We start from the raw sequence: 15,377 nt of genomic DNA, 5'->3' as shown, positions 1-15,377 counted from the left end.
TATAAGTTGAATACTCTAAATAACCTAGCGAACTAGATTATATAGAATACTGAAACAAAGCCCAAAAGGCTCTGTTTTATTTTTAGTGCTCAGATGCACCCTCTGCACCAATACCAGTTTGTGATCTGATATCCTGTGCTTCAAATGCTTCTATCTCTTTGGCTGCCGCATCACTTTTATCTGTGATAGAGAAGAACCAGATACCTATAAAGGCTACTGTTACAGAAAAGAGTGCTGGATATTTATATGGGAAGATCGCTTCTGTATTTCCAAGAATAGCAACCCATACAATAGGTCCAAGGATAACAAGCAATATAGCTGTTCCAAGTCCAAGACTACCACCGATAATCGCACCTCTTGTAGTCAATTTACTCCAGAACATAGAAAGGAAAAGAACTGGGAAGTTAGCAGATGCTGCAATAGCAAACGCCAAACCAACCACAAAGGCAATATTTTGTTGTTCAAAAGCAATTCCAAGTAATATAGATAAAATACCAAGAGCAACCGTTGCCATTTTAGAAACTTTCATCTCTTTGGCTTCATCTACTTCACCATGTTTGTTAAATACATTTGCATAAAGGTCATGTGAAATTGCCGATGCACCCGCCAATGTAAGACCGGATACAACTGCAAGGATCGTAGCAAATGCAACTGCTGAAATGAATCCTAAGAAGAAGTTACCGCCTACTGCATGAGACAAGTGAATCGCTGCCATGTTTTTACCACCAAGGATCGGAGATCCACCAGAGATTGCTTGTTTCGCAAGGTCAAGATACTCAGGGTTGTTAAGAACCATGATGATCGCACCAAAACCAATGATGAAAGTCAAGATATAGAAGTAACCGATGAAGCCTGTTGCATAGAAGACAGACTTTCTAGCTTCTTTGGCATCTGCAACCGTAAAGAATCTCATAAGGATGTGTGGAAGACCAGCTGTACCGAACATCAATGCCACACCAAGTGAGATCGCTGAAATCGGATCTGATACCAATCCACCAGGTGCCATAATAGCTTCTGCTTTAGGGTGAACTTCAACTGCCTTAGCAAACATTGCTTCAAGAGAGAAGTCAAACTGATAAAGTACCGCAAGTGCCATAAAGGTTGCACCCGAAAGCAAAAGAACCGCTTTAATGATCTGTACCCATGTTGTTGCAAGCATACCACCAAATGTCACATAAAGGATCATCAGTGTACCCACAAGTACAACTGCTAACTCATAAGGAAGACCAAATAGAAGTTGGATCAGTTTACCCGCACCAACCATTTGAGCGATCAAGTACAAGATCACTGTTGCAATAGAACCAAAGGCAGCCAATGTTCTGATAGGGGCTTGTTTAAGTCTATATGCTGCAACATCTGCAAAAGTATATTTACCAAGGTTTCTAAGTCTTTCAGAGATCAGGAAAAGAATGATCGGCCAACCAACAAGGAAACCAATAGAGTAAATAAGACCATCATAACCAGCCAAATAAACCAAACCGGAAATACCAAGGAATGATGCTGCGGACATGTAGTCACCTGCGATCGCCATACCATTTTGGAAACCTGTGATCCCACCACCAGCTGTATAGAAATCTTTCGCTGTTTTTGTTCTTTTAGCCGCCCAGTACGTGATCATCAATGTACCACCAACAAAAAGCAAGAACATAACAATTGCAGAAATATTAAGAGGTTGTTTTTCTACTTCACCCTCTATGGCACCTGCTGCATATGCACCTACACTTAGAAATAAAGGTAAAGTTAATAGTAATAATTTTTTCATTATGCCATATCTCCTAACTCTTCTCTTACTTCTTTAGTTAACTGATCAAACTCACCGTTTGCTCTTCTAACATAAATTCCTGCCAATATAAATGCAATGATAATAATGGCAATTCCTATAGGAATCCCAATTGTAATTACACCTGAACCTATTTTAGCACCTAAAAGTGCCGGGTTAAATGCAATAGTCATAATGAATGCATAGTATACAACCAACATAATGATAGAGAGAGTCCAAGCAAACTTGCTTCTCTCACTCACTAATTTTTGATATTTAGGGTTATTTTTAACCTGTTCTACCTGTTCTTTTGTCATTGTTATTCCTTTTAAAAGTTATAGTTTGCAATAAGTCTATACTCATCCCAGTCTAAACCAGGTGCAAAATCTCTTGGGTAGTTAGCTCTTAGTCTTAAGTTCAGACCTTTTACCGCTGCTACATCATATTGAATGTCAAATCCAGACTCACTTGCTGTCCAAGCTTGTCCAGGTTTATATGTGTTTGCTTGACCGATATCGAATTCTACATAATATGCTGTTGCTTTTAGACCCAGATCTGCAAATTTGTATGTAGCAGCTGCTTTCCAAGTATCTGTGTCAGCAAAGAACATATGTCTTGTTACCATACCTTGTGTAAATGCCGGCATACCACCCCAAGGAGTGATAATACCACCATTCATCGCAGCATCACTGTCACTTGTTACAGAATAAGCAGCATATCCACTAAGACCACCAAACGATGCACCTAACTTAGCTGCAAAATAGTTACTGTCTACTGAAGCTGCAAAAGCATCACCAATATCAGTTTCATTAATATATTGTGCAGAAGCTTTCATTTTTACACTATCACTTAAAAGGCAATTCCATCCATAATCAGCTTGAAGATAAACTGCATTAAGAATATCCCATGCGATGTAATCCCATGCTTGTAGTTTTAAACCTTCTATACCTGTATAGATCGCTGCTAAAGCAGTAACACCAGCAGTACTATTATCAATACTGCCGTCACCATTTATATCATTATAACCCAAGGCAATAGTTCCCATATTAGAGAAGTGACCACTTGTACCCTCTTTAAATCCTAAACCATAACCACTTTGAAGTGAAAGAGCACCTGGTGTGTACACATTTGAAAATGTACCGGTTGTCTCTCTTGTCACATGAGCAGCGATCAATGTAGTATTTTCCACATTTGTATTGCTCAATACCGCTGCTTCAAAAAGGTTGGGTAACATTCTCGCATCATCTGCACCAGTCATAGGTGTATCAAGTCTTTGACGACCTATTTTGATATTTGTATTACCAAAGGCATAATTGATATATGCTTGTCCGATAAATGCATAATTATCAAATGCATCACCATAAAGTGATGGATCATAACTTGCAGATCCTATTACATCTGCATCCTCACTATGAATATTAAATCCATAAGTACCATAAGCTGCAACTACAGCAGTGAAACCATTAAAATCTGGTGATTTATAACCAATGTACCCACCTGTTGCAAGTGAATTACGGTTATTAACAAGTGATCCTGAATAGGTTCTGTCAATATAAAAAGTTCGAGACTGTCCAAAAACCTCTCCCCAATCCGCTTCCACTTCTGCCACTACCGGCTCTACTGGCGCAATGTCTCCACCCGCCATGATCATTGTTGATGCTATTACTGATAGCAATACTGTTTTTTTAAGATTCGGCATTTAGTGCCTCACTGTACTGAATTTTAATTCTTGTCATTTTATTCCTCCAAAATTTGTTCAATTTTATTATGAAAGATAAAAATAGCATTGGTATAGCATTGTGATTATTGACGAAGATAGTAGATATGAAAAAACGTATTTGTAACATTCTGTTACATAATCATTCATAGATTAATGGTTTTTATTGATCCTGTAGCCTATTCCCTTTAGACTCTCTATGAGATCTTCTTTAATGACTTGTTTTACTCTATGCATCTCTGCCCTTATGGTAGCATTGTCTACATGGCTATCATGCCAAACATAGTGTCTTAGCATGTCAAAGTCAACTATCTTGTTGATGTTACAAGCAAACAGATTAATGATCTGTGCCTGTTTGGGAGTGAGTGTTTGTTCTTCATTATCAAATAACAACCTCTGTTTTTCAAGATCATACACATACATTTTACTGATCTTGACAAGACTTTTTGATTCTATATTTGCCATTTTAAGCAGTCGGTCTATATGTAATGTAAGTTCTTTTAGATGAAAAGGTTTTTTTAAGTAGTCGTAGCACCCTAGCTCGTAGGCTTTGCTTATCTGTTCTATCTCGGTAATGGCAGAGATAAAGATAGTTGGTACAAACATTTTTTCTTTTTGTAACTTTTCAAGTAAAGAAAGCCCATCTATAGAGGGAGTATTGATATCAAAAATAAAAAGGTCATAGCTATTTTCCATGCAGTTTTTAAATGCTTCTTCTCCATCTTCAAATGCATCTACTTCGTATCCTGTAACTGTTAAGTATTCAACCATTGCACTTTGCAACATCAATTCATCTTCAAGCAACAGTACTTTCATTTAATGCTCCTTTTTAAACCTATAGATAAATGCTGTCATATTATCATCAGATTGTACTTCTATCTCTATATTTTCTTTTTTACAGATCGTATAGACTATTTCCAGACCCAACCCAAATCCACCTCTTACATCATCTTCACGCTTAAACGCTTTAAATATGCCTTTTGTATCTTCTATTTTAGGGGAGATACTTACAAATTTCAATACTATTTCTTCTTTCTCCTGAACAAGAGACACTTTTACCTCTGTACCTTTATTGGCATATTTAATGGCATTTGACAAGTTATTGTCTATGATCCTTTGTAACTCTTCCTCAGAAAAGTAAAGCCAAATATCATCTTGGATCTCCGATATGATGTTATGCCTGTTACCCAGTGCAATCTCTGAAAAAAAGTCGATCCTGTCTTCAAGAAATGTAGATATATTTATATTCTTTTTCTCATATACAAAACGATCTTTTTTTACCATATAGCTTAGGTCAGAATATATATTACTGATAATTTTACTTGCTGCTTCTATCTTTGAGAGGTATCTATTCTCTCCCTCTTTCATTTTAAACAGATCAATATGTGTCATGATCACTGCCAGTGGTGTATTGATCTCATGAATAGAGTGCTTGATGAAACTGTCTTGTGCTTTTACCAAAGAGTCACTAAATGCTTTCTCTTTTTCAAGCAGATCATTCTGAATACTCAAATATTTTGTTTTTTGCTCAACTTTTGACTCCAGTGTCAGATTCATCTCGTTAAGTTTTTGTTTTCTCTGACGGATAACAGTGATCATCGCATTAATATAATGCACCATTTTTTTAAACTCAGAGAGTCGTATCTTCTTTTCATCCATCATAATGTAACTTGAGGAGGCTTCTTCAAAGTAATGACTGAATGTGGCTATCTCTTTTTTGAGTATGCGATTTATGATCACTATCCCTATAATGCCTATTATAAATAAAATACTTAACAAAAATACCATTTTGAAAGAATAAAAATTGAGTCTCTCTTTAAGTGTATTTCTTTGATTTTGAATATGCTTTTCTACTTCATCAAGATAGACACCTGTGCCAACCATCCAACTCCAAGGTTCAAACGATTTTGCATAAGATACCTTTGGACTCAATGTGCCGGTAGTTGGTTTTAGCCACTGGTACTCTACAAAACCACCCTCTTTTTTTTGTGAAATATCTATAAGGTCTTTGATGACCATGACACCATTGGTATCTCTGGTATCATAAAGGTTTTTACCTATATTTTGCTTCTGTACAGGATCGGAAAGTACTATCCCGTTAAAATCATAGATAAAGATATACCCCGTACCATCTTGCCTTCCATAAAGTTGCTCTATAGCATGAAGTATCTGTTTTTTCAAGACCTCTTCATCTTGCTGCATATTTCTATGTTTGTATGTATTGCTGATGAAATCAAGTACACGCGTAGTATCAAATACTATGGTGTCCTTTTGTTTTTGAATAAAAGATGATTGCATACTTTTAGCTTCATTGTCAAAGTTTTGATACTCTTTATAAGCTACAATGGATGCAAATACAATAATAACTACAAACATCATAAGCATAGCAATAATATGTATGCCTGCTATGGTTTTATGTTTAAATATGTTCAGAGACATATGAGTTTTAAACGACTTCTATCTTTTCTACAACATCCAAACCAAATCCTGCAAGCCCTACAAATTCAGTCTCTTTGTTCGTGGTAATAAGGTTGATATTTTTAATACCCAAGTCTTTAAGTATCTGAGCACCTACACCAAACTCTCTAGCTTGCTCTTGTGAGATGACTTTTGTGTCCAGAAAGACAAGTACACCACCATTTTGTTTCAGATAATCTATAGAGTTGTTAAGTGCAGAAAAACGTTTATCATCAAGCACAAGATCAATATCTGTACCTATGTTATGAAATTTTACATTTGCAGTTTCATGTGACTTGTAGAACTGCATCACTGTATGTGTTCTGTCTAAGTGATCTTGATAAATGATCTTTTCTACTTTAATTCCTCTTAGCTCACTCTCTTCTTCAGATATACGCTTTATCAACTGTTCGTTTGCTAAACGATACTCAACGATGTCAGAGATGTACACAATAGCCATATCATGCTCTTTAGAAAAGATCTCAAGGTCATCCATACGTGCCATTTTCCCATCATCTTTGATGATCTCACAGATGACTGCCGCAGGAGCCAGTCCCGCCAGCTTACAAATATCTACAGAACCCTCTGTATGTCCGGTACGTACCAACACCCCACCATCTTTAGCAATAAGCGGGAAGATGTGTCCAGGGCGTACAAAGTCACCTGCTACGGTCAAAGGGTTTGCAAGCTTAGAGATACAGTCATCTCTCTCTGCTGCAGAGATACCCGTCTCAGCATTCGTAGAATCTATCGAAACAGTAAATGCTGTCTCATAGTTGGAAACATTATTGCTTACCATAGGCATAAGATCAAGTTTAGCTGCTATCTCTTTGGTTACAGGCGTACAAATGAGCCCTCTTGCCTCTTTTGCCATGAAGTTAACCATCTCTGGTGTAGAAAATGTCGCTGCATATACAAGGTCACCCTCATTTTCACGATCCTCATCATCCATCATGATGATCATCTTCCCTCTTTTTACTTCGTCTATCGCTTTCTCTACTCTTTTTATTGCATCTGTTGACATCATTGCTCCATTACTAATACATATATATATTTATTTTATTGAGGATATTATACCTTTTCATACTTCATATACATCATTTTAATACTTGATTTTAAACTTTTTACATTATTTTTTCAATATCTCTTGACATGTGAAACATTTGGTGCTATAATGCCGTCCACATAAGCAGTAAGCTTGTGAAGATTGGGGTATCGCCAAGCGGTAAGGCACTAGTTTTTGGTACTGGTATTCGGGGGTTCGAATCCCTCTACCCCATCCATAAGATTTAATCTTAGTTTAATTAAACTAAGATACAATCTCACTTCCAAATAGATCGAAAGATTTATTGAAATTCCTGTCGCGGGATAGAGCAGTTTGGTAGCTCGTCGGGCTCATAACCCGAAGGTCACAGGTTCAAATCCTGTTCCCGCAACCAATTTAAACCCCCACTACACCGTAAGTACAAGCTATTTTACACTTTTTATCCAAACCCTTAATAATGCTTAGGTACATATCTTAGGTACATATTGGCGTACATTTTGCTAGGTACATATTCTTAGGTACATTTCTCAAGTATTTATATTTTCTTCTTTTTTTATGATTTTTTTAAATGTAGGTTTTTTCTTAGGTACATATTGATAAATTTATGATTTTTTTGTGTAGTATTGTTACAACTTGTATATTTTCGTAACTTTTTCAAAGACAATGTGCAAAAAATAACTTATCGCTTCATCTAAGCCCATTATCTTGTTCTTGTGACCATTTCTATCAACTCCCTCTCAGATAACCCACTAAGCCATTTTCTCTGCTCTGCTTCATAGTCTTGTATAAACTGTAGCTCTGTTTTAGAGAGTGCTTTAGTGTCACCCTGTATGAGGTATAGGAGTTCATCGTCTGTAAGGTCTGCTGTCCGTTTCTGTAGCAAGGATTGATACTTATCGCACCTAGAGTTACCTGCTGTCTTTATCACTTGACTGACTACAGATTTATCTACACCCTGCATCTGTTTAAGTATGTCCTTGCTAAGGTCTACTTTGTCCACATAGTACCTGATAACCTCTGCCTTTTCATTTGGCGTGATAGCCTTTAGCTCTAACTGGTTTATCCTGTGCTTTCGTCCTCCAAACATTATAAATCCTCTAGTGCTTTTATACGTGCTTCTAGCTCTGTGACCTCATGCCCTTTCACATAAGAGTTAGAAACTGCTTCTATTGTCCTGAGTTGACTCTCGTTTATCTCACCATTTGCATAAGCCTTTGTAGCTGTAGCAAGATTGCTAAGTGCATCATTTGCATTGGTAGGCTTCTTTATGTTTATCAAGGGATTGAACAAGCACAAACGCTTAATAAGCATTTGCTGGTTGGTAGGATTAGTTTCAAGGGTATTAAGTACAGTTTGAGTCACTTGCTTAGATAGTGTAAGTCTACCTCTTTGAATACTGTCTTTTAAGTCTTTATTAGTGGATAGTGTTTGACGTCCTATGTTTAGACTTTGTGAAATCATCACATTGTTAAACCCTTGAGAAGTGAGTTCTTCTACTTGATTTAATAGATCTGCAGTTATGATTGTTTTATGTCGTACCATGTTATATCTTTATAGTAATATGGTTTATTATATCGTTATATACTATGACATACAATGCATTTTTCTAATCAACATTAATATAACTTTTTAATCTTTTTAATAGTATAGAAGTTATTTTAATTAGTTAATCATATTACATTATAAAATATCCTATATAGCACATTTTATAAGGTTTTCTATTGAAGGGTACAGATTTATGTGCTGCAAACGTCGCTACAGCGAATAACCTTATAAAATATGTTAGATTATAAGGTTTTGAAAACTAGCCATTTATCTAGAAAGATATTCTAAATCTTTCTTTTATATTAATTTAATAAAAGTAATACTATAATATATTATTATAATAGTTTAAATTGAAAGGATAGAAAATGAAACTAACTAGAAACATACACAAGATCGTTGTGACTTCGATATCAGTTGCTTTAGCCGCTGTACTTATGACGCCAACTGCTTTTGCGGAGGAAGCAACGCCAGGTTACAACACCAAATAAAGCTTGGTTTGGAATGCTTAGGCTCTATGGACCACTACAGCCATGGTTTGATAAAACCTGGATACCTGGTGATTTTGAATTGGTGAAATAAAGAGCACTTACTCTTCATCACTGTGCTCAGCTACGGCTGAGTCAACCATCATAGAAACTTCTATCAAAAACAATTTCTAAAGGAAATTATTATGAAAACATCTTTAATCATATTCTTGGCATCAATCTTAGCATCATCATTTCTCTTTGCAGATAAAATTGTAAAAACATCAAATCCAGTTGCAAAAGTAATAGTAGCGGACGAGATCATTGACAAAAATGACACTGCCGCTCAAAAAGTAATTAAAGGTAAAGCCGTTCAAGGTGATCACCGTAAGAAAAGAAGAATTGAACGAGAAATAAATCACTAGGCCTTTACTACTTCATTCAGCTAAAGTATGAAAACCTTATAAAAAATATATAATATTATAAGGTTTTCATCCCACATTTAAAATACTTACATACCGCTATAGCGACAAACCTTATATTCTATGTTAGATTATAAGGTTTTGATTATTACATACGAAACGATCGATATTCCGTCTAATAACCTAATAAGCTTTTTTAAATATTTTAAGGTTCTCTTGCATTTGAGTAATGAAGTCTCCATGCTCAGGCCGGTTCATACAGGGATCAATCACAATATTTTTAAGCCCTAGGCTTCGAATATATTCAATATTTTCCGCTACCGGTTTCCCTTCCCACATCATCACCTTTGTAGGATGTACTGCAAGAAGCGTTTTTATGTCAGCTTTCGCTTTTGCATCGATCTTCATCTCTGGTTCCCAAAGCAATGCCTTAAGGTTGAGGCCGTAAGCACGTGCAAAATATTGGTAGACAGGATGTGAGGCAATGATAGGTTGTTCTTGATCTTTAATGACATTTTTAAAAGATGTATCAAGTTGTTGAAGTTCCTGCTTCAACTCAAGAAACGACTGCTCTATCTGCGCTTTATGTTCAGGTTCTAAACGAACCAATGCATTTTTAATCGCTTCAGCCTGCTTGATGGCCTGCTGCATGTCCAACCATGTTGTAAAAGCGGTGCCTGCATGAGAGTGTTCGCCACCAGGTCCATGGGTGTGGTCTGCACTTTCTATATGAATGAGCTCTTTTTCAAAAGCCTTAGATGTATTGACTAGTTTAGACTCAGGAAGAGAAGCGGTACTTCGCCATTTGGCATAATCAGCACCATTTAAAATGATCAAATCTGCCTGGGCAAAACTGAGTATCTCTTCCGTATTGGGTTGCCAAAAAGCTGGGTCAACATCTTGGGGTACAGGGTAAACAACCTGCACACTCTTTGGGGCCATACGTTGTGTAAAATAATAGAGCGGATAATTGACTGTATAGACCTCTTTTGATGTTCTGTCCTCTGTTTGTATCTGTTCTTTTGATTCGTTGCATCCATTCATCATAACAATGAGAACGAATGTAAAAAGTAATTTTTTAAGCAAGTGAATCCTTTTAAAGTATTAGATAAATCATTTTATCACCCAGCATATTCATGACCAATACCGAGATAGAGACTAAGACTGAAGCAATAAGCAACACAGAAATAATCTCCCCTAAAAGCAGCATCTTCACTCTAAACGGTGAAGCACCGATCTTCAAGATCGTTTGAAGTTCATTGCGTCTTAGGCGAATGGAGAGCATAAACACCAGGAAAGCAATAGCAAAGGTTGCTGCCAATATGATCAGCAAAATAACCAAAGCGAGATTTTTAATGTCAAAAATGGTATCGATAAGGCTCGCAATGACCTTATGAGGTTCAATCAGCATCTGCAATGGGTTATCACTCATATAGCGTCCCATCAAAATGCTTTTTGACTTATGGTCATGAGGTAAAACGATCGCTGCATTGACAGGAAAGGCAGATTTTTTACCGTGAAAATGAAAAGAATTCATGTTTTCAGACGTAATATAGCTGTATTGCATCAGTGATGCATTGGCTATAAGTGTTTCGCCTTCACGTTTGAGTATGCTCTTAGGATCGTTTTCAAGTTTATCATGCCCATGTGCAAGTCCTTCAATGATCCAGGAGGTTTTAATATCGCTAAAGACTGCATTGTCATCCGCAGTGGCACTAGGTTTTAAAACACCGACTACATCCATCTTCAAGGGGTATGTTCCGGCTATATCGAAAACATTATCCGGCGAGGAGATAATGGTGTCCCCGACTGAGACACCAAGTTTTTTTACTGCGTTACTTCCGAGAACACACTCACCAATACGTACAAAATGACGTCCCTCTTGCACTTGTAGATTTCTAAAGGTGAAATAATCAAGTGTTGTACCGATAATAGGTGAACTCTTGACATGATATTTACGGTAGATAGGAATGACATTTGTTAGTGTACTTTCATGCAATGTTTCGATCTCACTGTATGTCATAAGGGGAAGTTCTTGATCGGCAAAATAAAGGGCAGATAGTACTAGGTCAAGTTTGCTTCCCTGTGCTCCTAAAAGCAGTGGTGTGGATTGGGCACGTGCTTGCAGGTGTTCATTGGTGATAGACGAAACGATGCTGAGTCCCAAAGGGATGGCAGCTACAAGTGCTAGTGACAAAGAAAGCGTGATGATTTTTGCACGATAGAACAAGAGGTAGCGCAGCAGTAGATAAGAAAGATCACGCATCCTTCTCTCCTTTAAGCAACTGTGTAAAATCAATGACCCTGTCAAAGCGTTTGGCAAAGGTATGATCATGCGTGACAGTTATGAGTGTTGCTCCCTCTTTTTTGACAAACTCCAGTAGCATATCAGCCACAAGATCGGTATTCTTTGGATCAAGGTTATCTGTCGGTTCATCTGCAATAATGAGTTTTGCTCCGGTGATAAGAGCACGCATGATGGCAACACGTTGTTGTTCTCCTTGCGAAAGCTGTGAAGGATAACGTTGAAGTTTGTCTTCCATACCGAATGTTCCGGCTATCTCTTTAGCCCTTTCTACTGTCTCTTTTTCAATGTGAAGTGTCTTGTCCAGGCGGTACGGCAGAAGAATATTATCTAAGACATTCAGATACTCAAGCAGCTCAAAAGACTGAAAGACCATACCGATATGGGCAATACGATATCGACGCAAGGCCTTTTCATTTTGTTGTTTTAGTGATGTGCCATTAATGATGATATTACCACTTTGAGGGCGACTGACACCGCAGATCAGATTGAGTAAGGTTGTCTTGCCTGAACCACTGGGTCCCGTTATGGCAATGCTCTCTCCTTTCTTGATGGACAAGGCAGAGATATCCAAGCTGAAGTTACCATCAGGATAAGAAAAGTGAAGATCATTAATAAGGATCATGACTATTTGATCCTCTCTTCATTGTAAACCTTCATCGTTTTGATCTTCCATACTTTGTTCACAGGCTCAATGACAAATTCTGCATCATAATGGTTTGCACGCTGATGTATATGACCCCAGTGTCCAACTGACCCGTTCACATCCCATGAACCGTCAAGTGCATAACCATTGTCTAACTCTGTGAGTTTTAGATCTTTGATCTCAATGGTATCGACACTCGCTTCTGCCCCGCCTTGGTTTTTCAGTTCTAAAGAACGTTTGACCTGCAGGTAGATATCACTTAAGAGATCACCATCCACACTTTTAGAGAGGGCATCATAGATCGCACCTTCCTCTTTAAAGACAAAAGAGCGGTAAACATTATTCAGTAATTCATGCAGAAGCAAGCGTGCATCTTTATTGTCAAGTTTAGCCTCTATCGGTGAATAGATATTGATTTTTACCAATGGCCAGCTGAGCAGCGCTGCAAGCAGAGAAATAATCGCCAACATAAGCAAGATCTTCTTCTTTCGCAAGATATAGAGTGTTATCAGTACTAAAAACAGTGTACCCAGAAGCAGTGCAATCCAAGGAAGAGCTATAGTACTTTGGGTGACATGCACCGTATTGATACTATGGTCTTTTGGAAAGCGAAGATAGTTGGTCCATACCAATTTTCTGTTATCGGGATCAAGAAAATGGTAAAAAGGACCCGCTTCATCTGTTATCGTTGCCGGGATATAGTTGATCTTATCACTGAATAGATCCCAATCCACATATACCTTTTGAGGCAGTGAAGGAACGGGATAGGTGTAGATGATACCCAAAGTCGCTGTACTTGTCGGCAGATCTCTTGGCGGTGTGATAACACCGCTGCGTTTGAGCGTACGTTCAATAAAATGGATGCGGTCAAGTTGTGGCACAGCCTCTTTACCGTCAATGGTCACCTTGGCTCGATCCATTAAAAATGCTGCTACTTTTGTTTTAATCACCTTTTGATCCGCCACTGTGAGGATCTCTTTGCCCTCAAGTCCCAACTCTGTCCACTCTTGCAAGTCCTTAGGACGCAGAACAAACTCTTTGCGTACTTCATAAGGTTCTATATATAAAAAGAGCGACATCGGGTGACGATATTGACGTGAAAGAGCCTTACTTGAAAATGCTGAATAGAAGGGGTCTTCCCAGTTCAGTATCAGTGTCTGTTCATGGGCAAGGTAACGAAAATCATTCACAGCTTGTTCCATGTGATAAAGGATAAATCCGATTGTGGCACGATTATCGATGACTTTGATCAGAAGTTCCTTAGGGTTAGAATGCACAAAGGGGTACTCAATGCTGAGATGCAGAACATTAGGTGCATTAGAACTTTGCAACGGAAGAGGAACACCAGTAATAGGATCACGCAGTAGTTTTGTACCAGGACGTATGTCGGTGACACAACCATTAAGTGCATTTCCATCAGCAATGAGCATCATTTTTTCACGAAGATAACGCTGGGTACGTATATTGAAGTCTTCGGGAGGAAGACCTTTTAATGCTCGTAATGACTCGGGGTAAAGCTCAAGAAACTTGTCAACATCCTTTAAACCTATCTCCAGCTCTAAACGGACGCTCTTTTGCTCTACATAATACTGTGCGATTGTTGGACTCTGCATCGATTTATTGATAATGATTGCATCCGCAAAGGCAGTCGTGAATCCTAGAAAGAGGGATATGATAAAGAAAAAAAGAGGCATATATTCTACTTATTGTCATGAATTGGTATTAAAATCTATTAGCTAGCATCCATAATGATTAGCCATCTTCGTTACAGATGACTAATTATAACTTATTTCATGTGATGTTCTTTTTTAAACTCAGTTACCATTGGTTTTAGAGCATCATCAACATTCCATTTACCCTCTCTAATATAATCAGTGATTGGATCTGGGACAGTTCCTTTTGCCGGTGGACTCGGTACTTTGTTTGGTCCAGGAACACCCCATGCCTGATCAGGAGAAACGATATCACGTACCTTGATCTCTTCTTTGGTAATATTCCAAACCATATTATCAGTGGCAAGTGTCAACGGACCGCTATAGGTCTGTCGAACACCATCATAGATTCCATAACGTGTGTCCGCATCATTAAAGAAGTGATAACCGATCGCAAGTCTAGGTTTGATTTCACTCATTACCTTACCAAATGCTGGTGGTGCAGTATGTACTCGTGTACCGACACCCAGTGCCTGTCCTGGCGACTGACCATACAACTCAACTAATTGTGAAGGTGTCAAGAAAGTTTCATGAATGGCAACATCAGCATTTTTTGCATATTTGATGTACCATTTGTTCGGAAAAGTATCCCCACCGATAACAACTTTTAATCCTGCATATTCCATAATGAAACTCACAGCACCATCGCCCGCATGTATCGCCGGAATTGAGCGAATCGTTACCCCATTTTCCTGATAAACGATCTTGTTTTCTGCTTTATAGTCAAACTCTATAACGGAGATCTTTCCAGGTTCTGCACTGAGTGCATAATCTCTGGTTCTTGCATCCCAAGTAAACGATTTTAGAAAATGTTCAACAGCATATTTAGTCCCCATGTCAGCTGTAGCACCGCTTGGTCCCCATATCTTCAATGGCCCTGTACGACCTGCAGTCCATCCGCCAGCCCATAATGTTGAGAGATCGCCCCAATGATCTGTATGCAGGTGGGTTAAAAAGACTTTGTCCAAATAATCATAAGGGATCATCAATGCCGCCACATTGACCATCGATCCTGTCCCGATATCAAACAGGAACTTGTCGCCGTTTCCCGCTTCAGCCAACCAGCATGTCGCCGCCTGTGAACGTCTTGCTGCAGGGAGACCGGTACCGCATGAGATAAGACGGATCTCATCTTTTTGCAACTCTTCCGTACCCGGATAATAGACATAACGATCCGGAGCCTCTCCTGTTGTCGATTTAACAACTCCACCTGCGGCAAAAGCTGCAGTAGTTCCAAGTAGTGCGAGTGCAAACCCGCTAGCAAGCAATGTTTTTACCATTGTATTTAGATTTTTCATTATTAAT

The 15,377-nt window shown here is 38.2% G+C and carries 15 protein-coding genes and 2 tRNA genes; 4 read left to right on the top strand and 13 right to left on the bottom strand.

The window, feature by feature from the left end:
- Positions 1 to 82: 82 nt before the first annotated feature.
- From ACLHDG_RS07685 to ACLHDG_RS07660, 6 genes are all read right to left on the bottom strand, one after another.
- Complete coding sequence (locus ACLHDG_RS07685) at positions 83 to 1,762, bottom strand: cation acetate symporter (RefSeq protein ID WP_415405629.1); 1,680 nt, start codon at positions 1,760 to 1,762, stop codon at positions 83 to 85.
- The gene (locus ACLHDG_RS07680) at positions 1,762 to 2,076 is read right to left on the bottom strand and encodes a DUF485 domain-containing protein (RefSeq protein ID WP_415405627.1); all 315 of its coding nucleotides are present in this window, start codon (positions 2,074 to 2,076) and stop codon (positions 1,762 to 1,764) included. The genes ACLHDG_RS07685 and ACLHDG_RS07680 overlap by 1 nt, the downstream gene beginning before the upstream one ends.
- An 11-nt stretch (positions 2,077 to 2,087) precedes the next feature.
- Positions 2,088 to 3,458, bottom strand: a complete 1,371-nt coding sequence (locus ACLHDG_RS07675; RefSeq protein WP_415405625.1) for an OprD family outer membrane porin — start codon at positions 3,456 to 3,458, stop codon at positions 2,088 to 2,090.
- Between the two features lie 171 nt (positions 3,459 to 3,629).
- Positions 3,630 to 4,292: a response regulator transcription factor gene (locus tag ACLHDG_RS07670; protein WP_415405623.1), complete on the bottom strand. Its 663-nt coding sequence runs from the start codon at positions 4,290 to 4,292 to the stop codon at positions 3,630 to 3,632.
- Entirely contained in the window at positions 4,293 to 5,915 is a 1,623-nt protein-coding gene (locus tag ACLHDG_RS07665) for a cache domain-containing protein (RefSeq protein WP_415405621.1), read from the bottom strand.
- 7 nt (positions 5,916 to 5,922) lie between these two features.
- Positions 5,923 to 6,957: a bifunctional 3,4-dihydroxy-2-butanone 4-phosphate synthase/GTP cyclohydrolase II gene (locus ACLHDG_RS07660; protein ID WP_415405619.1), complete on the bottom strand. Its 1,035-nt coding sequence runs from the start codon at positions 6,955 to 6,957 to the stop codon at positions 5,923 to 5,925.
- A 184-nt stretch (positions 6,958 to 7,141) separates the two neighbouring features.
- Here ACLHDG_RS07660 and ACLHDG_RS07655 point away from each other — a divergent pair.
- A tRNA-Gln gene (locus ACLHDG_RS07655) sits at positions 7,142 to 7,216 on the top strand.
- A gap of 79 nt (positions 7,217 to 7,295) precedes the next feature.
- Positions 7,296 to 7,372: transfer RNA gene (locus ACLHDG_RS07650), tRNA-Met, on the top strand.
- Between the two features lie 306 nt (positions 7,373 to 7,678).
- Here the strand turns inward: ACLHDG_RS07650 and ACLHDG_RS07645 are convergent.
- Positions 7,679 to 8,065: a hypothetical protein gene (locus ACLHDG_RS07645; protein ID WP_415405617.1), complete on the bottom strand. Its 387-nt coding sequence runs from the start codon at positions 8,063 to 8,065 to the stop codon at positions 7,679 to 7,681.
- A complete protein-coding gene (locus ACLHDG_RS07640; protein ID WP_415405615.1) occupies positions 8,065 to 8,520 on the bottom strand; it encodes a hypothetical protein in 456 nt (151 codons plus the stop codon). Before ACLHDG_RS07640 ends, ACLHDG_RS07645 begins: the two co-directional genes overlap by 1 nt.
- 368 nt (positions 8,521 to 8,888) lie before the next feature.
- Here ACLHDG_RS07640 and ACLHDG_RS07635 point away from each other — a divergent pair, with 368 nt between their 5' ends.
- Complete coding sequence (locus ACLHDG_RS07635; RefSeq protein ID WP_415405613.1) at positions 8,889 to 9,011, top strand: hypothetical protein; 123 nt, start codon at positions 8,889 to 8,891, stop codon at positions 9,009 to 9,011.
- Between the two features lie 182 nt (positions 9,012 to 9,193).
- Positions 9,194 to 9,412 (top strand): hypothetical protein, encoded by a 219-nt coding sequence (locus tag ACLHDG_RS07630; RefSeq protein WP_415405611.1) that lies wholly within the window; start codon positions 9,194 to 9,196, stop codon positions 9,410 to 9,412.
- 180 nt (positions 9,413 to 9,592) lie between these two features.
- Here ACLHDG_RS07630 and ACLHDG_RS07625 read toward each other — a convergent pair whose 3' ends face one another.
- From ACLHDG_RS07625 to gntH, 5 genes are all read right to left on the bottom strand, one after another.
- On the bottom strand, positions 9,593 to 10,495 hold the full coding sequence (locus ACLHDG_RS07625) for a metal ABC transporter substrate-binding protein (protein WP_415405609.1): 903 nt from the start codon (positions 10,493 to 10,495) through the stop codon (positions 9,593 to 9,595).
- Between the two features lie 10 nt (positions 10,496 to 10,505).
- Positions 10,506 to 11,675, bottom strand: a complete 1,170-nt coding sequence (locus tag ACLHDG_RS07620) for an ABC transporter permease (protein WP_415405607.1) — start codon at positions 11,673 to 11,675, stop codon at positions 10,506 to 10,508.
- Positions 11,668 to 12,339, bottom strand: a complete 672-nt coding sequence (locus ACLHDG_RS07615; protein WP_415405605.1) for an ABC transporter ATP-binding protein — start codon at positions 12,337 to 12,339, stop codon at positions 11,668 to 11,670. Before ACLHDG_RS07615 ends, ACLHDG_RS07620 begins: the two co-directional genes overlap by 8 nt.
- A gap of 2 nt (positions 12,340 to 12,341) precedes the next feature.
- Entirely contained in the window at positions 12,342 to 13,973 is a 1,632-nt protein-coding gene (locus tag ACLHDG_RS07610; RefSeq protein WP_415405603.1) for a hypothetical protein, read from the bottom strand.
- Positions 13,974 to 14,146: 173 nt separating this feature from the next.
- Positions 14,147 to 15,370: a guanitoxin biosynthesis MBL fold metallo-hydrolase GntH gene (gene gntH, locus ACLHDG_RS07605; RefSeq protein WP_415405601.1), complete on the bottom strand. Its 1,224-nt coding sequence runs from the start codon at positions 15,368 to 15,370 to the stop codon at positions 14,147 to 14,149.
- Positions 15,371 to 15,377: the final 7 nt, after the last annotated feature.

The organism is Sulfurovum iocasae, assembly GCF_047716765.1.
Lineage (GTDB): Bacteria > Campylobacterota > Campylobacteria > Campylobacterales > Sulfurovaceae > Sulfurovum.
Note: the sequence above shows the minus strand (reverse complement) of the source record. Positions and strands in the feature narration are given on the sequence as shown.